The organism is Sphingobacterium siyangense (genome assembly GCF_007830445.1).
GTDB lineage: Bacteria > Bacteroidota > Bacteroidia > Sphingobacteriales > Sphingobacteriaceae > Sphingobacterium > Sphingobacterium siyangense.
The window spans coordinates 1-23201 of the sequence record NZ_VLKR01000032.1; the positions used below are offsets into that span (position 1 = coordinate 1).

At 38.4% G+C, this 23201-nt stretch carries 24 protein-coding genes, 1 tRNA gene and 1 pseudogene; 10 read left to right on the forward strand and 16 right to left on the reverse strand.

Translation table 11 applies throughout. The annotated features are described in order from the left end of the window. A pseudogene (locus tag IQ31_RS21790) lies at positions 1 to 247 on the reverse strand (IS256 family transposase); the annotation flags it as partial. Between the two features lie 102 nt (positions 248 to 349). Continuing rightward, the gene (locus tag IQ31_RS21795; protein WP_088161567.1) at positions 350 to 1075 is read right to left on the reverse strand and encodes a DUF6090 family protein; all 726 of its coding nucleotides are present in this window, start codon (positions 1073 to 1075) and stop codon (positions 350 to 352) included. Between the two features lie 160 nt (positions 1076 to 1235). Between IQ31_RS21795 and IQ31_RS21800 the strand changes: the two genes are divergently transcribed. Then, positions 1236 to 2429 (forward strand): TlpA disulfide reductase family protein, encoded by a 1194-nt coding sequence (locus IQ31_RS21800; protein ID WP_145330051.1) that lies wholly within the window; start codon positions 1236 to 1238, stop codon positions 2427 to 2429. 124 nt (positions 2430 to 2553) lie between these two features. On the opposite strand, the gene IQ31_RS21805 is transcribed toward IQ31_RS21800, so the two are convergent. From IQ31_RS21805 to IQ31_RS27430, 4 genes are all read right to left on the reverse strand, one after another. After that, a complete protein-coding gene (locus IQ31_RS21805; protein WP_244294555.1) occupies positions 2554 to 3183 on the reverse strand; it encodes a GNAT family N-acetyltransferase in 630 nt (209 codons plus the stop codon). Then, positions 3180 to 3725, reverse strand: a complete 546-nt coding sequence (locus IQ31_RS21810) for a hypothetical protein (RefSeq protein WP_088161565.1) — start codon at positions 3723 to 3725, stop codon at positions 3180 to 3182. The genes IQ31_RS21805 and IQ31_RS21810 overlap by 4 nt, the downstream gene beginning before the upstream one ends. 2 nt (positions 3726 to 3727) lie before the next feature. After that, positions 3728 to 3940: a hypothetical protein gene (locus IQ31_RS21815; protein WP_075992629.1), complete on the reverse strand. Its 213-nt coding sequence runs from the start codon at positions 3938 to 3940 to the stop codon at positions 3728 to 3730. A gap of 560 nt (positions 3941 to 4500) precedes the next feature. Then, positions 4501 to 4588, reverse strand: a tRNA-Ser gene (locus tag IQ31_RS27430). A gap of 114 nt (positions 4589 to 4702) precedes the next feature. Between IQ31_RS27430 and IQ31_RS21820 the strand changes: the two genes are divergently transcribed. Together IQ31_RS21820 and IQ31_RS21825 are read left to right on the forward strand one after the other, a co-directional pair. Next, complete coding sequence (locus IQ31_RS21820) at positions 4703 to 5203, forward strand: GreA/GreB family elongation factor (protein WP_088161564.1); 501 nt, start codon at positions 4703 to 4705, stop codon at positions 5201 to 5203. Positions 5204 to 5238: 35 nt separating this feature from the next. Further along, positions 5239 to 5790, forward strand: coding sequence for a BON domain-containing protein (locus IQ31_RS21825; RefSeq protein ID WP_157698454.1), 552 nt, complete (start codon positions 5239 to 5241; stop codon positions 5788 to 5790). 74 nt (positions 5791 to 5864) lie between these two features. Here the strand turns inward: IQ31_RS21825 and IQ31_RS21830 are convergent, their stop codons facing one another. The 6 genes from IQ31_RS21830 to IQ31_RS21855 all read right to left on the reverse strand — a co-directional run bounded on the left by IQ31_RS21830 (position 5865) and on the right by IQ31_RS21855 (position 12913). Then, positions 5865 to 6590 (reverse strand): tRNA threonylcarbamoyladenosine dehydratase, encoded by a 726-nt coding sequence (locus tag IQ31_RS21830; RefSeq protein ID WP_075992627.1) that lies wholly within the window; start codon positions 6588 to 6590, stop codon positions 5865 to 5867. 77 nt (positions 6591 to 6667) lie between these two features. Continuing rightward, entirely contained in the window at positions 6668 to 7333 is a 666-nt protein-coding gene (locus IQ31_RS21835; protein ID WP_158638951.1) for a TatD family hydrolase, read from the reverse strand. Positions 7334 to 7395: 62 nt separating this feature from the next. Beyond that, complete coding sequence (locus IQ31_RS21840) at positions 7396 to 8682, reverse strand: anthranilate synthase component I family protein (protein WP_145330056.1); 1287 nt, start codon at positions 8680 to 8682, stop codon at positions 7396 to 7398. A 3-nt stretch (positions 8683 to 8685) separates the two neighbouring features. Further along, a complete protein-coding gene (locus IQ31_RS21845) occupies positions 8686 to 9963 on the reverse strand; it encodes an adenylosuccinate synthase (RefSeq protein ID WP_070564133.1) in 1278 nt (425 codons plus the stop codon). Positions 9964 to 10091: 128 nt separating this feature from the next. Next, entirely contained in the window at positions 10092 to 10583 is a 492-nt protein-coding gene (locus tag IQ31_RS21850) for a Fur family transcriptional regulator (protein ID WP_075992626.1), read from the reverse strand. 110 nt (positions 10584 to 10693) lie between these two features. Beyond that, positions 10694 to 12913 (reverse strand): RelA/SpoT family protein, encoded by a 2220-nt coding sequence (locus IQ31_RS21855; protein ID WP_070564136.1) that lies wholly within the window; start codon positions 12911 to 12913, stop codon positions 10694 to 10696. Positions 12914 to 13064: 151 nt separating this feature from the next. Here IQ31_RS21855 and IQ31_RS21860 point away from each other — a divergent pair, with 151 nt between their 5' ends. The 3 genes from IQ31_RS21860 to bshB1 all read left to right on the forward strand — a co-directional run bounded on the left by IQ31_RS21860 (position 13065) and on the right by bshB1 (position 15114). After that, complete coding sequence (locus IQ31_RS21860) at positions 13065 to 13697, forward strand: DUF4294 domain-containing protein (protein WP_088161561.1); 633 nt, start codon at positions 13065 to 13067, stop codon at positions 13695 to 13697. A 19-nt stretch (positions 13698 to 13716) separates the two neighbouring features. After that, positions 13717 to 14208: a glutathione peroxidase gene (locus IQ31_RS21865; protein WP_075992623.1), complete on the forward strand. Its 492-nt coding sequence runs from the start codon at positions 13717 to 13719 to the stop codon at positions 14206 to 14208. A gap of 174 nt (positions 14209 to 14382) precedes the next feature. Further along, positions 14383 to 15114 (forward strand): bacillithiol biosynthesis deacetylase BshB1, encoded by a 732-nt coding sequence (bshB1, locus tag IQ31_RS21870; protein ID WP_088161560.1) that lies wholly within the window; start codon positions 14383 to 14385, stop codon positions 15112 to 15114. A gap of 305 nt (positions 15115 to 15419) precedes the next feature. On the opposite strand, the gene IQ31_RS21875 is transcribed toward bshB1, so the two are convergent. From IQ31_RS21875 to IQ31_RS21890, 4 genes are read right to left on the reverse strand one after another with little or no spacing between them, the layout of a single operon-like run. Next, positions 15420 to 16229: a phosphate ABC transporter ATP-binding protein gene (locus IQ31_RS21875; protein ID WP_075992621.1), complete on the reverse strand. Its 810-nt coding sequence runs from the start codon at positions 16227 to 16229 to the stop codon at positions 15420 to 15422. Further along, positions 16187 to 17038, reverse strand: coding sequence for a PstA family ABC transporter permease (locus tag IQ31_RS21880; protein WP_075992620.1), 852 nt, complete (start codon positions 17036 to 17038; stop codon positions 16187 to 16189). The genes IQ31_RS21875 and IQ31_RS21880 overlap by 43 nt, the downstream gene beginning before the upstream one ends. After that, positions 17031 to 17927 (reverse strand): phosphate ABC transporter permease subunit PstC, encoded by an 897-nt coding sequence (pstC, locus tag IQ31_RS21885; protein ID WP_075992619.1) that lies wholly within the window; start codon positions 17925 to 17927, stop codon positions 17031 to 17033. The genes IQ31_RS21880 and pstC overlap by 8 nt, the downstream gene beginning before the upstream one ends. Before the next feature lies 1 nt (position 17928). Beyond that, a complete protein-coding gene (locus IQ31_RS21890) occupies positions 17929 to 18846 on the reverse strand; it encodes a PstS family phosphate ABC transporter substrate-binding protein (RefSeq protein WP_244294556.1) in 918 nt (305 codons plus the stop codon). A 199-nt stretch (positions 18847 to 19045) separates the two neighbouring features. On the opposite strand from IQ31_RS21890, the gene IQ31_RS21895 reads away from it, so the two are divergent. From IQ31_RS21895 to IQ31_RS21910, 4 genes are read left to right on the forward strand one after another with little or no spacing between them, the layout of a single operon-like run. Further along, on the forward strand, positions 19046 to 21151 hold the full coding sequence (locus IQ31_RS21895) for a HEPN domain-containing protein (protein WP_088161558.1): 2106 nt from the start codon (positions 19046 to 19048) through the stop codon (positions 21149 to 21151). A 12-nt stretch (positions 21152 to 21163) separates the two neighbouring features. Further along, positions 21164 to 21922, forward strand: a complete 759-nt coding sequence (gene cobA / locus IQ31_RS21900; RefSeq protein ID WP_088161557.1) for a uroporphyrinogen-III C-methyltransferase — start codon at positions 21164 to 21166, stop codon at positions 21920 to 21922. A 2-nt stretch (positions 21923 to 21924) separates the two neighbouring features. Continuing rightward, a complete protein-coding gene (locus IQ31_RS21905; RefSeq protein WP_088161556.1) occupies positions 21925 to 22503 on the forward strand; it encodes a precorrin-2 dehydrogenase/sirohydrochlorin ferrochelatase family protein in 579 nt (192 codons plus the stop codon). Continuing rightward, positions 22493 to 23188 carry a phosphoadenylyl-sulfate reductase gene (locus IQ31_RS21910; RefSeq protein ID WP_145330060.1) on the forward strand — a complete coding sequence of 232 codons (696 nt, stop codon included), beginning with the start codon at positions 22493 to 22495 and terminating at the stop codon, positions 23186 to 23188. Before IQ31_RS21905 ends, IQ31_RS21910 begins: the two co-directional genes overlap by 11 nt. Positions 23189 to 23201 lie beyond the last annotated feature (13 nt).

Sequence of the window (23201 nt, forward strand, 5' to 3'; positions counted from 1 at the left end):
CCAGTTCAAAATGTCCGGCCTGAAGGCTCCGTACCGTCTTTTTTGTCTTCCCGTTTTTACGATTAATCTCCCCGGAAGCTTTACTTTCCTGTAGATGATGATCCAGCTCACCTTCAAGCATACTTTCCAGAAGGTGTTTCAACATCGGAGCGAAAACTCCGTCGGTACCGCCCATTTTCTTGCCTTCGTAAAGGCCTCTCATTGCTTCCTCTTTGAAGCGTTCAAAGTCAAATTCCTCTTTTTCCATTTGCTGTGTCTAATATAAATATTCTTTATTTGACACAGTTTAATTTACACCCTCTTTAAAAGCTGTCTTTTTTTTGGCGTTATGCACTCATTCGAAACCGATTTATTCATTATTATGCTCAATTTCGGCAATGATTTCTTTAGCAGATTTGATGACTTGATTATTCAGCTGAATAATCATATTTGCTTGAGATGCTGCATTGATAAGGATTCCTTTTACTTTTGGCGATGCATTAACTGCTTTATACATCATATCGGGATTTATATTTGCATTAGGAATGGATACTAGTTCATCGGCGAGCTTAAAAACCAATGCGTTGTAGTAGGTTTGCCAATCGTCTTTTGATGGCACTACGGTTTGATAATATTCCAAAATTCCTGTTTTTAATTTTCGATCCTTGATGAGACCAATTTTGCCACTAGATCGGAATCCTTCATAATTTCCGGTATTTCTGATCTTAAAGATCGGATTAAGGTTCATCTTAATACGGTCATTCGGGTTGACTTTCACCAAGCTATCAATTTTTTGTTGGTTTAGTTCTCCATAAAATTTACAACCTTCAGCTGTATTTGTCAAGTAGGAATTTTGCTTTTCCAAGTCGTGGACATCTTTTTGGAGGTCGACTTTTAGATCTTCCAAAAATTCTTTTACTTCTTGTTGTTCATGCCGATGCTCGCTCCAGCCGTGAAGCCATATAGAAAGTGATACTGCAAAAACGATAATGAAGATCTCAATGGATATTTCTTTCAGTTTTTCAGAGAGGCTATGCTTTGGCTCTTTTGCGGTTTTATAAATTTTCTTCGTGTGCTTAATGATCTCGTCTTGCATTTTACAGCTTTAAGTTAATATAAAGGTGATTTTGTTAAATATTGGTGCTAATACACAAAGATGCAAAAGTTTGGTAAAACACACAAATTAATAACTTGTCCATTACTTTTTTGAGGAAGAAAATAGTAACGGGCTCAGAACAGAGAAATTGCGTATATTTATGATAGTAAATTACCAGGAAATAGGCTATATTATGAAAATATGGACAGGATTGCTATTAATAGCGGTTTTTATACTTCCTTTCCTCGCTTGTGGACAAAATCCCTATCAGATCAATGGGGTAATACCTCAATTGAAGGACGGTTCCAAAGTATTTTTGATCTACGAAATAGAAGGTAAGTCTGTTGTTGATTCCACTAATTCAAGAGGTGGAAATTTTTCGTTTTCTGGGACGGTAGACTATCCTGTTTCATCGTCGCTATATCTCGATAAAAATCCTTATGTAAATAGACCCTCTCGCAATGAGCAAATGGATTTTTTTCGTTTTTACCTTGAGCCTGTCACTATGCAAATGCAAGCAAGCGACTCCTTGAAAAATATAACGATCAGTGGATCTCAAATTAATCTCGACCAAGATGCTTTTAAAAAGATGCGTAGCTCCGTAGATGATAACTTTACAGCACTTAATAAAGAATTTTATGCACTTTCAGCCAATCAACAAAACGATCCTAAAGTACGGAAGGCTTATATTGATCGGGAAAAAGGATTAATGGATGACCTATATCGTGTTCATTTAGCATTTGCTCGTCAGCATCCATCGTCCTACCTTAGTTTAATCAGTTTATCCTCTGTTGCTGGACAGGAGAAATTTATAGACGAGGTTAGAAGGATATATGCCGATTTAGCTGAGAAGCTCAAAAGCTATCCTTTGGCCAAAGAGATACCCATGCAGTTAGAATCGTCAATCAGGACCAAAGTTGGACAGGTTGCCCCCGATCTCGAACTTCAAACTCAAATGGGTACAAGTCTAAAATTATCTGAATTCCGAGGAAAGTATCTATTGGTAGACTTTTGGGCTAGTTGGTGTGGACCATGCCGCGAAGAAAATCCAAATCTAGTAGCGCTTTACAATAAATACAAAGATTCGGGATTCGAAATCTTAGGAATATCTTTGGATAAAGTAGCTCAACGCGAACAATGGGTCAAAGCAATTGCAGATGATAAGCTGAGCTGGCCACAAGTATCTGATTTAAAAGGTTGGGATAGCCAAGCAGCAAAACGTTATGGCATCAATTCCATACCAGAAAGCTTTTTGTTGGATCCTACAGGAAAAATTGTGTACCGCAACCTCAGGGGGAAAGATTTAGAAGAGAAATTACAGGCGATCTTTTCAGATAAAAGCGATCCTAAATAGCCAGTTTAGTAATATATACAATAAGCTCTATTTAGATTGGGATATTCTTGTTAGGGTCGCGAAACCTAAGTGTGAAACCGACTGAGGGGGGCTGGTAATAAAAATAGACTGATCAAATCGCTCATTAATCTAATCTATAAATAAATTCCTCAATTTCGATTTGGCGTGCATTAGCAAAACCGCGATCTGTACCAACCCTAACAAAACCACAATTTTCCAATACTTTTTGGGAACCGAGATTATCGAAAGCGACGCGCCCATACATAGGGCGGTTTGTTTCAATTGAAAGAAACGCTTTAAGTGCCTTTGTTGCAATTCCACGTCCCCAGAATTTTCGGTCAATCCAATAAGTGATCTCAGCATCACCTTCAATAACAAACTTCGCAATACTTCCTACAATTGTCCCATCAATCAGAATCGTTTGATTGTTTATACTTGGCTCATTGAGAAATTTAGCATACTTCTCAAGGTAAACTTTCTTATCTGAAGAACTACTTGAGGTAAAAGCCGCGAGATAATTTGCTTCTTCATCAAGCTGAAACTGATAATGTATTTCTAAATCCGTGTATACTGTCGGTCTAAGAGTAAGTTGAAAGTTGAGGTCATCCATGCTTTTTATATTCGGTTTATCCCCAAATATAGTAATAAATACTTTTCCTTTAGTCTTCATCGAAGTCAACCGACGACAACTTGAGGAAAAGCCGAACAGTGCTCGAACAAAGATAGAATTTAAGCCAATGTGATGTTCTTTCATTGAGCCCATATGGGGAGATGTGTAGATACCTCGATCTCTGAAACAGCATCCTGGTATTTAAACACAGTTTCAGGTACCATGTCGTTTTCGCTTATATCGACCCCCTTAACAGAGGAAAAGAGATTTAGATGCCTTTTCACAAGCGGAATGGTATGAATATATAAATGAGTTATTTTGTCCGTGCTGGAGTCACAACTAGTACTTTTCTTAGCCTTAGACCTCGCATGGCATATATGCATATTATCGGTGTAAAAAAAGATCATTTCAATCTTATTTTCAGGGTACAAGGCTTTAATATCTTGTAGCATTTGAAGATGCGTCTTATTAACGATATTGATCTCCACAGCAAAATCTTCATCGTTACTTAACAGCAACAACAGTTGTTCCTCAAATCTCCTATATCCATATTTTAAACCAAGTGCAGCATAGCTTTGAACAAAGAGATTAGGGTCAAGTATCTTGATCCCTTCGGGAATGAAATACTGCCCACAAGTACTTTTCCCAATATGAGGAGGACCAGTTATCACATATATTGTTGCCATGATCAGATACTTTGAATTGTCCCATCGCTATGCTCTTCAACCATTTGGCCATCCTTGCTATAAACCAACGGCTGTTCACGGGAAAACAAGTAGGAGCGAATGCTCGTTTGTAATTCTTGCCTCCATTGAATCTTTTCATCCGCAGACATAGTGAATGGGTCTTTTTTCATCTTTCCAGTTTTGACAAGTTGTTCTTCTTGAATTATCCTTTTCATTTAAAAATTAATTAACATTAGCTTATACGATCAATTAAATATAAACATATATTAATATAATATAAAAAAATATTAACACAAAATACGCAGGAAATTTGATAGACCGACTTTAAATTGGCAACATAATCCATTATAAAAATTAACAGACGCTGTATATTCTTTTTATCAAGAAAGTATACAAAAGAATTATACAGTTGATTGTTTAAGTTATATACTGATTTGAATTTTTTAGGGGCTGAAGTCAAAATTTAGACAACTAACTCAGAAAACCGACAAGGTATAAAAAAGTACTTTTCACTCGGGCAACTATTTCGTTTTCTTGAAGATCGTGAACTCAGTTTATTTCTGCATCCTTGGAGAACGTAAAACTTTTTTAAACTCATTAAGCTACCTCAGAATTTCGTATTCATAAACGACTCCGCAGATTTGGCTCTTATTATACGTGGGATTTTGTAAGATGAAATTCTAATAGAACGTTTCCTCCTTTAGTTTGATTTTGGTGCTGGTATAACACTTAAAACAGAAAAACCGTTTTTAACAGTGCTAAAGACGGTTTTTTGCGGAAAGGGAGGGATTCGAACCCTCGATACAGTCATCCCGTATACAGTCTTTCCAGGACTGCTCATTCGACCACTCTGACACCTTTCCGTGTTTCAGTGCACAAATGTAGCAATTTTTTAATTTATTGCAACCTTGTTCGTGTTATTTACCATCGGATTTGTTATATTCTATTGAGAATAAGCGTATTGTTTTTATTTTTTAATGAATAAAACTTATTCCTTATTTTTCGGAATGACAAATAATTATTTCGACATAAAAGGGGCGATCCTCGACATGGCACTAAAACGTACTCAGGAACGTATCACAATGATAGCATCTGCTTTAGAAACAGCAAGAGATTCAAGTAATGACGATACCAAAAGTAGTGCTGGAGACAAATATGAAACTTCGCGTGAAATGATTCAACAGGACATCAATCGCTACCAGAAACAACTCCTGGAAGCCAATAAAGATCTACAGCAGCTAATCAGTATAGAATCATTACCAAATGATGTAATGGATGTAGCCAGATTAGGAACGCTTGTTCAAACCAGTGTTGGTCTATATTTGATCGCCACAAGTATTGGAGCTGTAAAAATAGGGACCAATAATATCTTCGTCATTTCGCCTGCATCTCCAATTGGACAACTACTTATCGGAAAAAAAATAGGTGATAGTTTTGTTTTTAACAACGTTAATCAGAAAGTTATTGCAATCTACTAAGTGATGAAAATACCGAAAAATTAAACAATATGTCGATGCATCTGTTCTTATTTAGTACAGAAACGAAGAATGACATGAAATTGAATAATTTACTTTTAATCTTCTTACTTGGCGCTTTACTGTTTATTCACTCTTGTAGATCGCCCGAATCGGACGAAAAACTAAGATCAAAAATCGAGGCAGCGTTGGAAACTACTGCAGGCATCGAAGTAGATGTCGAGGAAGGGAATGTAACGTTGGATGGACAGATCGGTTCGGATTCGCTCAAGCAGGATATAGAAAACAGAACAAAATTAGCGGGGGGAGAGGGTATCAAATCCATTCACAACAATATCATTGTAAATCTTCCTGAACCAGAAGATGCCCGTGAAAAATATCATGAAATTATGGGCGGCGCGATAGATTCTACCTTAACGAGAGACGTCAATCTTGTTCTGGAAGATTTTCCAACCATTACGGCTCAGGTGAAGGAAGGAATTATAATTGCGACAGGTAATCTTGAAAAATCAAAAATCGATACACTAAAGAAAAGATTAGAGCATATCAAGCCCAAAGGTATTGATATGAAAGGTGTCACCAGTCGCTAAACAACGAAAAGAAGCTATCCATCGATTAACGGGTAGCTTCCTTCATTTGTTCATATGTTTATTTAATACCTAAGTTAAGCATTTTCTATTAGATCTCGTATAGCAACAGAAGCTATTGCCCCACCAAAGGCTGCTGGTAGATATGACATGGTACCATAAGCAGACTTTTTAAAGTTACTCCCATCAGTATATAATAATGAATCCTTGTTTGGAAGTTCAGTTGAAAATGCCACTTTCACTCCATCACGTATACCATGTTTACGCAATTTCTTACGGATATGCTGGGCCAACTTACAATTATAAGATTTACCGATATCAGCAATTTTTATTTTTGTAGGATCAACTTTGCCACCGGCGCCCATTGAACTGACAAATGGTATATTGGCTTCTAATGCTCTCCGAATAAAAAATAGTTTAGGTGTAATACTATCAATAGCTTCCACACAATAATCTGGCGCTAAATCTAGCAAAGCTGGTATTTTTTCCGGAATAATAAAATCCTGTATCACAGTTAAATCTAATTCCGGATTGATCGCCATTAATCTTTCTCGCATAATCTCAGCTTTTGCTTCACCATGATTAGTTGCCAAGGCAGGTAGCTGCCTATTACGATTGGATGGATCTACGGTGTCTCCATCAATAATGGTCATTTTTCCAACACCTGCTCGGCATATAAATTCGGCAGCAAATGATCCAACACCGCCTAATCCCAAAACCATCACATGCGAATTTGCCAATTTTTCAACCGCTGATCGACCTATCAATGCTTCGGTACGTGACAGCCAACTTAAATCTTTCATTTATCTAAATTTGTTTTTTATATTATAATGAAACCTTATAGCTATCCGACAACGTGAATAAACAGACTATGATGGCCTCATTTATTAAATACATTCTTATAATTTTGGTATAAAGCCCGCTTTAACTCTTCCAATTCGATCGATCTGATCTGAGCAACGTATCGGTAAAGTGTAGCAATTTCTACGGTCGTATCTGTATCCGTTTCTAGAAACAAATGACTGAGTGAAATATTTTCTAAAAGTTCGTCTTGACTTCCGTTTAAACAATGTTTTCCTATGGAAAGATAATACCCTTGATCGATTAACTGTTGAGCCAAGGTCCAGTTCTTACGATATCCATGAAAAACAACAGCTTCGCTAAAATTCACTTTTTTCAAACAACCAACAATCTCCTGAAAAGCTCGAACACAATGAATGATCAAAGGCTTCCTATACGTTTTAGCCAAGCGAACCTGTTGATCAAACACAAGCTGTTGGTCGGCGAGGGGAGTGGCGATATTTTTGTCCATACCACATTCACCTATGGCTAAAACCTGACTCAGCGCTAATGCATCCACCATGAGTCCCAAATCATGTTCGGTATTCCCATTGATATACCATGGGTGCAAACCTACTGAACAATCCGCTTCAGAAATTATTTCCGAATGGTTCAAAGTGATATTCTTAATGGAAAGAGTAGCACCTTCTTTCACCGGATAATTCCGATGCGTATGTAGATCGATATAGGGAATCTGTGTAGCCAACGAGACAAAGGTCGAAAAAATACTTGAAGCAAAAAATATTCTCTACAAAATTAGTATAGTTTTTATTCTCCCAAGCTAGCATCTAAAGCTTCAAGAATACCAGAAGCCTTCAAAAGACATTCTTGATACTCCTGATCGGCAGCTGCCTGATTGGTAACTGCTCCACCTGTATGAAAGGAAAGGTACCTTTTTTGCTTATTGTAAAGCAATGAACGGATAACGACGTTAAAATCGAATTCATCGCGCATGGTGTCAAAGTAACCGATAGATCCTGCATAGATACCTCTCTTTCGAGCTTCAAGCTGATCGCAAATTTGCATAGCTGCAATTTTGGGAGCACCTGTCATCGAACCTGCAGGAAAGGTATTTCTAAACACATCCACATTGGTGACTTTTGGGTCTTGCATGCAGGTAATAGTTGAAATCATTTGATGCACTTGTTCGAAGGATTGAATCTCAAAAAGGCGAGTAGCCTCAACCGTTCCGGGAAGAGCACTTCGTGTCAAATCATTGCGAACCAAATCAACGATCATCACATTTTCGGCGATCTCTTTTTTTGACCTCAACATATCAGCTATAATCTGTTGGTCCTCTGTTGAATTTGTCCCCCTTTTGGCCGTCCCTTTAATTGGCTGAGAAATTAACTTTCCTTTTCTTTTCGCTAAAAATCGTTCCGGAGAAGCACTCATGATAAAATGATGTCCTACCTTGAAAAATGAACTAAAGGGAGTAGGTGATATGGTATTCAACCGGTGATAAACTTCCATAGGAGCGATATCAGCATCATCAGCAAAAAATTCCTGACAAAGGTTCACTTCATAGATGTCTCCACGCTGAATATGTGCCTGTACATTTTCAAAAGCTTTGACATATTCACACTTTGTCCAACGCGACTTTACCTGTACAGAAATTGGGGTTATCGCAGGAATCTGAGTATCCAAAATGGCCTGATAGATTTTAACAGGATCCTCGGCTTCTATATGCACTTGATCTGCCGTCCATCGAAGCGTAATTGCTGGCACAAAGAAATAAGCTTCTGGAAATTCGAGCTGATCCTTTCCTGTTGTCTTTAATTCTTCTATCTCATTCTTAAGGTCGTAAGATAGAAATCCGGGGATAAACTGAGATTGATGTAATCTCAAAAAAGTGTCGAGCTGGTCAAATACATTTTCATTTGCACGGAAAGAGAATAATGCCTTGACAGCCAGTATCTGTTCAAATTTGCCCCATTGATCCGACATCCCATTACTATTAAAGAAAGAAATTTCATCAAATTGCCCCGACCAATGCAGGGCTTTCTGATGAAATTTATCTTTAGAATCGAGAAGATCAAAACTTTCGATCCGCATAGTTTATTTTGATAAAGCTAATGTTTGTTTACGATCAGGACCTACCGATAGGATCGTGATAGGTACTTCAAGAGCTTTCTCTAAATAAGAAATATAATTTTTTAATGCTTCAGGTATTTCTTGTTCAGACGTTATACCCGTCAAATCTTGTTTCCACCCATCAATTTCTTCTAAGATAGGTTCTGCTTGATGCGTGATGATTTCATAAGGCATATAATCAATCACTTCACCATTATATTTATAATGTGTACATGCGTAGATTTTGTCGAAGGTGTCCAAAACGTCAGCCTTCATCATAATCAAATCTGTCACGCCATTCAGCATAATAGCATATTTTAAAGCCGGAATATCGATCCATCCGGTACGACGAGCACGCCCTGTAGTCGCTCCAAATTCATGACCTAATTGACGTAATTTTTCGCCAGTTTCATCGTGAAGTTCAGTAGGGAAGGGACCGCCACCTACGCGAGTAGCATATGCTTTAAAGATACCATATACCTTACCTATTTTATTTGGTGCGATACCCAGGCCTGTACAAGCTCCGGCTGTTGTGGTATTAGATGAAGTAACAAATGGATAAGAACCAAAATCAACATCCAAAAGCGTACCTTGAGCCCCCTCAGCTAACACACGTTTGCCTTCTTTCAGATATTGATTCACCAAATGCTCTGAATCCACATGCGGGATAGATTTAATGAATTCGATTGCATCTAAAAATGCTTTCTCTTTTTCACTGAAATCAGGTATTTCACCATAGTGCGAAAGAATACTTAGATGTTTTTCTTTCAACTTTTGGTAACGCTCTTGAAAATCTGGAAGTGTTGTATCACCTACACGCAAACCATTTCTACCGGTTTTATCCATGTAAGTTGGACCAATACCTTTCAGAGTGGATCCAATTTTTCCTGCACCCATTTTTGATTCTGAGGCAGCATCCAATAATTGGTGTGTCGGCAGAATAAGGTGTGCTTTACGCGCTAAAACCAAATTGCCTTTACCCACCGGATCAAAACCAGCTGTCTTAAGGTTGTCTAACTCTCTTTTTAAGATAATCGGATCGATAACGACACCATTACCAATAAGATTTAGTGTACCTTCATTGAAGATACCAGATGGAATTGTGTTGAGTACGAATTTCTTGTTATCGAATTCCAACGTGTGTCCGGCGTTAGGGCCGCCTTGGAAACGAGCGATTAAATCGTATTTTGGACAAAATACGTCTACGATTTTACCTTTACCCTCGTCACCCCATTGTAAGCCCAAAAGCACATCAACTTGCATAGCTTTTAAAGTATAGTAATTAAAATGTTATTAATAAAAATAGACTCTATTTAAAAATAAAATGTTCAGGAATTTTTCCCCTGAACATTCCTGAACAAATGTACTATTATATTTAAGAAAATATAAGATTAATTTGAAATAGCTTCGTGAGCGACGGCCTCTTCTTTTTTGTTCTTAAGTTGACAGTCTTGACATACACCATACAAATTGAGTGAGTGGTGCTTAATGTCAAATTTTAAAAGATCTCCCATGAGACTCTGAATTTGGTTGATACGTGGATCACAGAATTCAACAACCTTATTACATTCAATACAGATCACGTGATCGTGTTGTTTGAACCCGTAAGACTTCTCAAATTGTGCCATGTTCCTTCCAAATTGGTGTTTTGTAACCAAATCACAAGAGACCAAAAGTTCTAGGGTATTATAAACTGTAGCACGACTGACACGATATTTCTTGTTCTTCATATGAATATACAAAGACTCTACATCAAAGTGATCAGTACGTGAATAAATCTCTTCCAAAATCGCATAGCGCTCTGGTGTTTTTCTTAGATTTTTATTTTCTAAGTAGGCTTCAAAGATTTTTTTTACAGTTGCAAAATTTTCAGCTTGATTCATAGTAAAAATATTCTTGTACAAATTTACCAATTAAGATTGATATTTCCTCTATTAAAAATAGTGCTTAATAGTAGTCGCCTTAGCGAAATTTTCAATCCAACACTTGGTTATTAATTTTCCGATTCATATCGATTGACACCTGTTATCCCTCTGACTTGCTTTAAATTTCTCATCAAACTTTCAAGCTGAGCAGTATCATTCACATAGACCATAATATTACCATCAAAAATACCTTCGTTACTTGAAATTGACAAGGACCGAATATTAACAGCAAATTCTTGCGAAATAACAGTTGTAAGCTTATTTACTAATCCAACATCATCTATGCCAACGATATGTAAACCTGTCAAAAATGCAGAATCTTTTGTAGAAGCCCAACGTGCTTTTAAAATTCTATAGCCATAATTTGCCATCAGCTTGGAAGCATTTGGACAGCTCGTACGGTGAATTTTTATACCATCATTTACGGTCAAAAATCCAAAGACATCATCACCAGGGATAGGATTACAACAGGGCGCTAGGGTATAATCGACTTTCTGCATATCGTCCCCGATTAAGATCGTGTCGAATTCCTTCTTATTTATCTTTTCAACTAGTCCACCTATGTGGGTATTAAATTGATTTCCTGATGAAGAACTTACATTAATTTCAACTGCTTTTTCATGCGCGACATATTCTCTCAGTTGCCTGATATCAACAATTCCCTTAGCAACATTGTAGAAAAGATCCTGCGAACTGGGGTATTTTAAAAAATTGGCAATTTTGTTAATATTATCCGTATTATAGGTAACTTTTAGCGATTTCAACTTACGTTCCAAAATCTCTTTCCCATCCTCCGCAACTCTTCTCTTTTCCTCTTTTAGAGAAGATCTGATTTTGGATTTGGCTTTTGCAGTCACAACAAAATTCAACCAATCCTCCTTAGGTGACTGCTTGCTTGATGTAATAATCTCTACCTGATCCCCATTTTGCAAAATATGACTTAAAGGAACGAGTTTGTGATTTACTTTGGCGCCAATACAACTTGCCCCAATATCAGAGTGGATCTCAAAGGCAAAATCTAAAGCAGTGGCATTGTTGGGTAGTTGAATCAGTGTTCCTTTGGGAGTGAATATAAAAATCTCATCGGAGAAAAGATTCATCTTAAAATCATCCACAAAATCCATCGCATTCTGATCCGGACTACTTAAGACATCGCGCACCTTTTTGATCCATTGATCCAGGCCGGAATCGGAATTTGATTCTTTATACTTCCAATGTGCTGCGAACCCTTTTTCCGCAATTTCATTCATCCGTTTAGTTCGAATCTGAACTTCGACCCATTGCCCTTTAGGCCCCATTACCGTAGTATGTAAAGACTCATAACCATTCCCTTTTGGAGACGAAATCCAATCCCGAAGACGGTCGGGGTTAGGGCGATACAAATCTGTGACAATAGAATAGACTTTCCAACATTCGGTCTTTTCTTTCTCATCCACAGCATCTATTACAATACGTATAGCAAACAAATCATAAACCTCCTCAAAAGGAATCGATTTTTTTCGCATCTTATTCCAAATAGAGTGGATTGATTTAGGTCGTCCAAATACGGACGCCTTAATACCCTGTTCCTCCAATATCTCTTTGATGGGACCAATAAAATCGCCTATAAATTTTTCGCGCTCGGCTTTTTTCTCATTCAGTTTTCGAGCGATAAATTTATAGGTATCCGGATCGGTAAATTTCATCGAGAGATCTTCCAATTCAGATTTTATCGCATACAGCCCAAGACGATGCGCTAATGGTGCATAAAGGTAACTTGTCTCCGAAGCAATCTTCAACTGCTTATCCCTGGCCATAAATTCCATGGTGCGCATATTGTGCAACCGATCTGCCAATTTAATGAGAATTACACGAACATCGTCAGCCAGTGTGAGCAACATTTTCCTGAAATTCTCCGCTTGCATGGAACTATTTGGATCAAAAATCCCTGAAATCTTGGTAAGCCCATCGATAATTCGGCGAACTTTCTTACCAAACATTTCTTCAATTTCATCCAATGTAACATTGGTATCTTCAACTACATCATGGAGCAAGGCGCATACAATAGATGTTGTTCCTAAGCCAATCTCTTCAGCAGCAATCTGGGCAACAGCAATAGGGTGATAGATATAAGGCTCTCCTGATTTGCGTCGCATCTCTTTATGACTATCCAATGCTAAATCAAATGCCTTTCGGATCTCCTGCTTGTCTCCGCGTTGTAAAGTTGGCTTACAAGCGCGCAACAATGCACGGTAACGTTTCCTAATCTCTTTGTTTTCTGCTTCAATATCAATCACATAATCTTTCATAAACGTTGCAGGTAAATGATGTTTTTTGAGTAAATTTGTGTAATTTAGTTAATGTATTCTTGAATACTATTTTCAAGCTAACTTATTTTGTAATAAATCTACCAAAATATTATAGCATTGACAAATTAAAAAGCGTTATATAATTGCCCAAATGAAGACAATATTATTTTGTTTGCTTTTCCTCACAGGGACTTTGTCCGTATGGGCACAGTCTCAATCACTCACTCTTCCTTTATACGGAGAAGGTGCGCAGGAGACCGTAAACAGTTATATGACAACAACCTTGGCAAACGGAGAGGTGTTACCCTGGTTTCCGATTCCAGAGGTCACTGTCGTGGCCAAAAGAACCTGGTCAAGTGAAGAAGCACGAAGAGAATATCTCCGCTTTAGAAGAAATGTTCTAAAGGTTCTTCCTTATGCGATATATGCGCAAAAAAGATATGATCAGCTAGACAGAGATCTCGCGCTGACTTCGGATAAAAAGGAACATAAAGCATTGGTTGAAAAATGTGAAAGTGACGTAAAACAGATGTTTGACCGAGAAATCAAAAATATGACTATTTCACAAGGCAAAATACTCATTAAATTGATCGATCGTTATACGGGACATACTGGCTATGAAATGGTAAAGGAAATGAAAGGTGGGATTTCCGCTTTTTTCTATCAGGGAGTTGCGAAAATATTCGGTCACAACCTAAAGTCAACTTATGACCCAAAAGAAGACTTTGCCATTGAAAATATCATTAGGGAATTCGAAAAGTCGAGACCTCAACCTGTCATGTGACCAATCAAACCAAAACTAGATGAAAACAGTATACGACTTTGACGCACTTCAGTTTAACGGTAAAAAAAAATCCCTCGCTGACTTTGAAGGTAAAGTTTTACTCATCGTCAATACTGCCAGCCAATGTCTCTTTACCAGACAATTTAAATCGCTCGAAAAACTCTACCAAAAATATAAAGACCAAGGCTTCGAAATTCTGGCATTTCCAGCAAATAACTTTCGTAACCAGGAACCGTTAACCGGCGGTACGCTAGAGACATTCTGCCGGATCAATCAACAGGTGAGTTTCCCTGTTTTTAAGCGTAGCCATGTTATCGGCGAATATACAACACCTCTATACAGTTTTCTGTCGAGCAAAGATCAAAATGGACATATTAACAGTAAACCTTCCTGGAATTTCCACAAATATCTGGTAAACAAAAAAGGAGAGGTCATTGATTTCTATTATCCGACTACTTCGCCATTGTCAAGTAAAATTTGCCGCAATATCGAGCGTCTTTTACAAGAGTAAACTATAAACTGCTTACATTTGCGACAGCTTCCCCACAGCGCAGGCCAAGTCGCATATCGACTTAGGATCAATAACTACGCGGGATTAGTAAAGGCTTTCTGCCAAAACTATCCATCGGTCAATTGGAATGATTTATCATAAAAAGGGAAGCCAATTTAAAGAGAGAAATATTATATGTTAAAATTAGATTTGCTTATCATTGCTGTACATCCAGATGACGCCGAGCTAGGCGCCGGAGGTGTGATGGCAAAATATGTTGCTGAAGGAAAAAAGGTAGGAATTGTTGATTTAACCCAAGGTGAGCTCGGCACACGCGGCACAGCGGAGACCAGAGCACAGGAAGCTAAAGATGCTGCCGAAATATTAGGGCTGGCCGTTAGAGAAAATCTTGGCCTAAGAGATGGTTTCTTTGAAAATGCTGAAAAAGAAAAAATGGCTGTAATAAGGGCCATCCGCAAATACCAACCGGAAATTATCATTACAAATGCCATTACGGATCGTCACCCAGACCACGGAAGAGCCGGACAGATGATCAACGAAGCCTGCTTTCTTGCCGGCTTGAGAAAGGTAGAAACTTTTGATCAGGACAATATTTCTCAGGAGGCCTACCGCCCCCGATTGGTGCTGCAATTTGTACAGGACTATTATATCAAACCTGATGTTGTCATTGATATAACGGATTATTATCACATTAAAGAAAAATCTGTATTAGCTTACAAAACTCAATTTTATACCGGAGAAAATGTAAACCCGGATGAACCACAGACTTATATTTCTAATCCGGATTTCATGGAATCAACTGCTGCTAGAGCGCGAGAATTTGGACGGTACATCCAAGCGAAATATGCGGAAGGGTTTACTTCAAAGAAGATACTTGGCGTTGATGATTTATTTCATCTGAAGTAGAACTTATCTGGTACTATAGTAAAATAAAAGGCGGGATTATTCATGTTTTAACTAGAATCGTCCCGCATAATTCCTGAAACAAAATTTACAAACCGATTTTATGGAAACAATACCAGCGGCATGCTGATTTTACTGGTGTTTATCCCAACAAAACTATCGTCTAGACAATTATCGGGAACACAACCCTCAGAAGAAACTAGACCATTGTTTTTAGCTTCAAAATAAGTCTTCGGCCTTTTCTTTTTATCAGCCGATCTTCTTTGCTTTCTAATAAACTTGACCCGGCGTGGACGTTTCTTAACCTTTTAGGAAATAAATCCTTTTACATACTGTTTTGTGATTTCATTCTGCGGATTCAATAAAACTTGTTCCGTTGGTCCAAACTCAAGAATTTCTCCACCATAGACAAACAAAATATAGTCAGAAACGCGTCGCGCCTGTCGCAATATATGCGTCACCAATACAATGGTATAATCTTTCTTCAATTCAATTAATAATTCCTCAATTTTAGCAGTAGAAAGGGGATCTAATGCAGAGGTCGATTCATCCCCAAGGATAATCTCGGGCTCTACAGCCAAACCTCTTGCAAGACAAAGCCTTTGTTGCTGACCAATGGACAATCCGCTGGCCGAATGTCCAAGTCGATCCTTAACTTCGTCCCATAGAGCCACATTTCGCAATTGCGTCTCTACAATTCTATCCAATTCCTTTTTGCTTCGTGTACCATGTATACGGGGGCCATAAGCCACATTATCATAGATCGACATTGGTAACGGGTAGGGCTTTTGGGATAAGAGGCCCATTTTCTTACGAATATGTGTTACCTCAGCATTTCTACCATAAATATCCTCACCATTAACGAGAACAGAACCCGTTATTTCAACACCCTTGGTATCATCTACCAATCTATTAAGCGTCTTTAAAAGCGTAGTCTTTCCACAACCCGAAGGACCAATAATAGAAGTTACACTATTGTTAGGCAGGGCAAGATTAATGTTTTTGAGTATATGTCGGCCGTCAATATGGACATTAAGATCCTTGATTTCAATGTGTGGATCGCTCAAGGGGTCTGTTATCGACGATTTTTTTGTTTCGATTGAAGGATATGAGTGCATACTACAATAATTAAAATAATGATTGTTAAAACTAAAGCTGAAGCATAAGCGCGACCCTGAACTTCAGGAATAGGACTACTTAACTGAAAAAATATGGCCAATGGCAACGTTGCTGCCGGTTCATCAATATATTTTGGAAGATTATCACTAAAACCAGTTGTCAATAAAACGCCTGCAACATCACCAATAGCACGTCCAAAAGCCAGTAAAATCGCAGTAAGAAGCCCTGTTCGGATGCTCTTTAGCATAACCTTAGCCAATTCCCAGCGTGTCGTCCCTAGCGAAAGAGTGACATTCTTTAGGTCTTCAGGAATGGTTTTGATCAATTCATCCACGGTACGAACCACAATTGGAATGGTCAGCAGTGTCACTGTAATGATACCTCCCAATAGTGATGCTCGAATACCTAAATAAACCATAATCCCAAAACCAACAGCCCCATACACGATAGAAGGTACGCCATACAATACATCAAACAACAGTTTAGAAAGTTGTGTCACTTTTGATTTTGTTCCCAAATAAACATTAAGGTACAACGAAATCGGAATTCCTATAATTGCAGACAAGGCTGTTGCCACACCTGCTAAATAAAGAGAACCCAAAATCGCATTCAAAATCCCACCTTCTTTTCCAATATAAAACCCACCTTTTGGTAACTGACTAACCATCTCCCAACTGAGATAAGGAAGCCCCTTATACAAGATAGTTCCTACGATAAAAAATAGGGAAGCAGTCACAGTTATCCCAGAGAGATGCATAAAACCTTTGGCTACCTTTTCACTCAATAGCCGTCTTTTCGTATTATCCATGCTGAGCTCCTTCCAGTCGTCTCAATATAAGACGAGATATTAAGTTAAAAACAAATATGATTACAAACAGCAGCAACGCGGAGAACATTAATGCAGATTCATAGAGTGGAATTGACATCATTTCCCCAAAATTATTGGCTATTAATGCTGGAATTGGATATCCCGCATCAAATACCGAAGTCGGTACTTTTGCAACATTGCCACAGACCATCAATACCGCAATTGTTTCACCAAAGGCCCTAGATGTTGACAAAACAATTGCAGCCACAATCCCAGGTCTAGCTTTCTTCAGAATAACATGTTTGATGGTGTCCCATTTTGTCGCACCCAAGGATAGCGAAGCCGCTTTTAACTCATAGGGTATCGTTTGAAGCACCTCTACCATAATAGAAATCATAATGGGAAAAATCATCACCGCTAATACAATTCCACCGGCAAGCACAGAATAACCCGATGTAACAACCCCAAAGACGGGAGCTATATACAACTGAATTAAAGGCACAATAAATAACACACCCCAAACACCATAAAGAACCGGTGGTATTGCCGCTAAAATATTGACCAACGGAAACATCATATTCTTTAAGGCATCCGAAGCATATTCAGTCAAATAAACAGCAGTCAGTATACAAAGCGGAATCGCAATAGCAAGAGAAATCAAGGTAACAGCAAGCGTACCTGCAATAAAAGGCAAAAAGCCAAACGACCCTTTCATTGGTGACCAAACCTTGTCGGTTAACAGTTGAAAGATATTACTATATTCAAATAACGGAATCGATTTTATGGTTAAACCAACTGCAATAATCACCACAACTGAAAGTGAAATCAGTAAGAGGAGCAAAGTGGATCGCTTGACCAGTGTATCTTTAACGAGACGAGTATTTAGCATGCTATAACTTATTAAGTTCTTCTTTTATCAGTGTTTCATTTAGTGGGACATAACCATTTTCAAGGAGTTGCGATTGCGCCTGTTTCTGGAGCACAAAAGAAATAAACTCCTTCAACAGAAGGGATTCGGTTTTATTACGCGTTACAAAGGTTAATTCTCTTGAAGGTGGAGCAGGATATTTCACCGTAGCAACGGCCTCAGTCAAATTAGATAGTGTACCATAAAACTGCTCATCATCTTCAACATGTCCATTTTTATTCAGATCCAAAGGAACAACAGCAATACGGTCAAAGACCTTGTTAGTTTTTAGATTATAAACGTAGTTAATGTTATTGAATCCAATCCCATTGATATCATCCTTAATAGCTTGGGCAATCCCGGGGTCACCAAAAATGCCAATACCTTGCAGATCTTCCTGCTTATGACCAAAAAATTTGGCCCATGTTTCAGCTGCTCCAGCGGCATCGGAACGCACATACACGTTGATAGGATCCGCTGTAAACTGAGAATCGATCTCTTTCCAGGTCTTAAACTTTCGATTCACAAAAATATTCAGCAATTCTTCGCGACTCAAACCACGCTTCAAAATAGCAGGATAATTAGGGTTCTCAGGATTAATTGTACAGATAACAGCATCTTTTGCAACAATAATCGGAACAGCTCCTTTTTTTATTTCTTGCTCATGCAGATCTCTCGACACCATCCCGATATCAACCATCCCTGTAAGAACATCTGCAATCCCTTTTCCAGCACCTCCAGCTGAAATATTGAAGCGAACATTCGGGTGTATTTTTTTAAAATCTTCACTCCAAACCACTGCCAAAGGATAAAGGGCAAATGCACCGGACAAAGAAATATTCCCTTCAAAACCATGTTCCTTGCTGTAACCATTTTTAACTTTCGGCGCACAGGAAGTCATTTTAAATACGATTACACAGCTTAAAATCAGAACTATAAAACACTTTCTCATCATTACACCTAAAAGTCTACAGGTTTTGTATATTAAATTTTATAGGGCAAATATATATTAATTTGGTAGATATTATAGAATATTAAAAAAATATTTTTACATTTGACCTCGAGAAAAGAATACTAAATCAATAGATTTTATTTGTTATATGCAAAGCTTCCGCACAGAATTAGAAAACCCAATCGTGGAAAAGGAAATTATCGAACTTGAAAAAAAGATTCGATTGTTCCATGAGGGCAAAATTGCCGACGAGAAATTTAGATCGTTGCGTTTGGCTAGGGGGGTATATGGACAAAGACAACCTGGAGTTCAAATGGTTCGTATAAAACTTCCATTTGGAAAGGTTACGTTTAAGCAATTGAACAAAATTGCAGCGATATCAGACGAATACGCAAGCCGCAACCTGCACCTGACCACACGTCAAGATATACAGATTCATTACGTTAGTCTTGACCGTACACCAGAACTTTGGTCCAAATTAGCTGAAGACGATATTACATTACGTGAAGCTTGTGGGAATACAGTCCGTAATGTCACCGCGTCTCCAAGTTCAGGAATCGATCCAAAGGAGCCTTTTGATGTTTCGCCATATGCTCAGGCAACTTTTGAATATTTTTTGCGCAATCCAGTATGTGCGGAAATGGGAAGAAAATTCAAAATGTCATTTTCTGCCAGTGATGAAGACACTGCATTTTCCTATATTCATGACCTTGGTTTTATTCCAAAACTAAAAGTTGTCAATGGTGTGGAAACGAGGGGTTTTAAAGTGCTATTGGGTGGGGGATTGGGATCTCAGCCTTTCTTAGCATCAGTAACAAGTGAGTTTCTACCAGAAGATGAACTGATCCCTTATATAGAAGCTACACTTCGTGTCTTTGATCGTTATGGTGAAAGAAATAACCGCAATAAAGCTCGATTCAAATACCTTATTCAGAAATTAGGGTTGGAAGAAGTGCTAAATTTAATTGAAGCCGAAAAAATTGCGACGAAGGTGAAAAGCTATCCGATCGACCGAACCAAAATCGAACAGCCATTACCACCAGATGACAGCCGGCTATCTACTATTGATCTAGATAGCGATTTAAACTATCAGGTCTGGAAGGGCACCAATACATTCGCGCAAAAACAAGATGGATATTATGGTGTTTATGTGCGGGTATCCACGGGGGATATTGGTACAGATAAATCTCGCGCGTTGGTTGCTGGTCTGAACAATTTGGTCGCTGACGATATCCGTATCACGCAAAACCAAAGCTTACTGCTAAAATACGCAACAGAAAAGTCACTGCCACATATCTATCAATTACTTAAATCTTTGGATCTAGCTCAGGTCGGTTTTGATAGTACAGCAGATGTAACAACTTGCCCTGGTACGGACACCTGCAATCTAGGTATCTCAAACAGTACCGAAATGGCTCGGGTTATTGAATCTTATATCGCTGAATTTCACCAAGATTTTGTCTTTAATCGTGATTTAAAAATCAAAATTTCTGGTTGTATGAATTCTTGCGGGCAACATGGTCTGGCACATATTGGCTTTCATGGTAGTTCCGTCAAAGCGGAGGGCAAAGTGGTTCCTGCAGCACAAGTTATGCTTGGCGGTGGAACAATTGGCAATGGTGAAGGGCGTGTTGCAGAGCGTATTATCAAAGTACCAACAAAAAGAGTTCTACATGTTGTCGAATGGGTGCTAAATGATTATAAAAAAAATGCGGAAGCAAATGAAAATTTCCATGCTTACTACGACAGACAAAGTAAGAATTACTTTTATAATCTTTTAAAACCGCTATCGGATCTGACCAATCTTGCTGAAGACGAATTTGTCGACTGGGGGCATGAAGGAACGTTCCAAACGGCAATCGGGGTTGGCGAGTGTGCGGGTGTCGTTATTGACTTGGTTGCTACGTTGATCTATGAGGCGGAAGAAAAGTTACAATGGGCAAATGAAACATTTCAAGAATCCAAATTCTCTGATGCAATTTATCATGCCTATAATGCCTTTGTACAAGCAGCAAAAGCCCTATTATTGGATAAGGGAGTTAGCGCAAGTACACAAAATATCGTAATCAACGAATTCCAAACGCATTTTGTGGAAACAGGTGAATATAATTTTGACCAAACGTTTCCGGAATTAGTCTTACAGATGAGTAAAAATGAACCAACGGAGCATTTTGCAATTAACTATCTTCAGGAAGCAACGAAGTTTATCAATGAAGTCTATCAACGCAAAAATTTAAAACCAGTATTGGTATAGGAGGGAATAGGTATGTCAATAAAAGCAAAAGTAACATTGGTAGGAGCAGGTCCGGGTGACCCGGATCTGATCAGCCTAAAGGGCATCAAAGCAATAGAAAAAGCAGATGTCATTTTATACGATGCCTTGGTGAATGAAGAATTACTGGATTACGCACAGGCTGAATGCATCAAGATATATGTTGGAAAACGAGCAGAACAACTCTCTACTTCACAGGATGAAATTAATCGCCTTTTGGTTGATTATGCCTTAAACTATGGCCATGTGGTCCGTCTAAAAGGTGGTGATCCATTTGTTTTTGGTCGTGGTGGAGAAGAAATTGATTACGTACAACAATACGGTATTGAAACTGCAGTTGTACCGGGTATTTCCTCCGCAATTGGGCTTACCGGACTACAACAACTTCCATTAACTTACCGGGGAATCAGTGAGAGCTTTTGGGTCATCACAGGCTCCAAATCGGATGGCTCACTATCAACAGATCTTTATCTGGCGGCAGAATCCAAGGCCACCGTCGTTGTCTTGATGGGCTATGGAAAATTGGCAGAGATCGTGGAAATTTACCGTCAAAGAAATCTTCACAATTTACCAATAGCCTTGATTCAAAATGGTTCATTGCCTAATGAAAAGGTTGTACTGGGTACTATCGATAATATTCTTGATGAATCAACTGAGAAAAGGGTCGGTGTACCAGCGATTATTGTAATCGGCGAGGTCGTTGCCAAGCATCGTTCATTCCAGAACATTAAAGAAAAAGCTTTAGCTTTATAGATATGAACCAGCTATTTCCAATATTCGTCAAACTAAATCAAATTGACACCTTACTTGTTGGAGGCGGGAAAGTTGCATTGGAAAAATTTCAGGCTTTAATTTCCAATGATCAGAAATTAAGACTCACCATTGTGACTAGGGAAATCATCCCAGAATTTGAGGAACTATTGCAAAATTACGCACAAATTCAGCTCTACATTCGCCCATTTACACCAGATGACCTTACCGACAAACAACTTGTCATTGCAGCAACCAATAACATAGAGCTTAACGAGCAGTTGCGTAATCTAACAACGCAAAATAACATCCTATTTAATGCTGCGGACAAACCCGACTTATGCGACTTCTATCTGGGATCCATTGTAAAAAAAGGCGACCTGAAAATAGCCATTTCCACCAATGGTAAATCACCAACAATTGCCAAAAGGGTGAAAGAACTATTAAATGACCTGCTACCTGAGGAAATTGACGAAACACTGTCACTCATGAGTACTTATCGAGAGCAGCTTAGAGGAGATTTCGAATACAAAGTAAAGCAGTTGAACGAGCATACCAAAAATATATTACGTTATGAACGTTAAGAAAATTAAAGAAATTATTGGCGAAAAAAAAGGAGTGGAGCTCTTACAAACAATAGCATCACTATTTCCTAATGAGGTAGTTTTTTCGACCTCTTTCGGTATTGAGGATCAAGTAATCACGGAATGGATCGGTAAAAATAGTATCAATATCGAAATATTCACGCTGGATACTGGACGACTGTTCAAAGAAACCTATTCCCTGTGGAGCCGTACCTTGGAGCGTTATCAATTGCACATCAAAACCTATACTGCTGATACAACATTGTTGGAAGATTTTATCAGCAGAAAAGGCCCAAATTCCTTCTATGAGTCGGTTGAGAATCGGAAGGAATGTTGTAGGATAAGGAAAATTGAACCTTTACAACGTGCGATTAAAGGAAAAAAAATTTGGGTAACGGGCATCCGATCAGATCAATCCATCAATCGCCACGATATGGACTTTATCGAATACGATGAAGCAAACCAAATCATCAAAATCCATCCTTTATTTGACTGGACTTTTGAGGAAGTAAAAAAGTATTGTAAAGAACAATATATCCCTTACAATGTGCTGCACGACAAGGGTTTCCCAAGTATCGGTTGTCAACCTTGTACAAGAGCGGTACAAGAAGGAGAGGACTTCCGCGCTGGTAGATGGTGGTGGGAAGATCAAAGTAAAAAAGAATGTGGTTTGCACGGTGTTTAATCATAAAATAGCG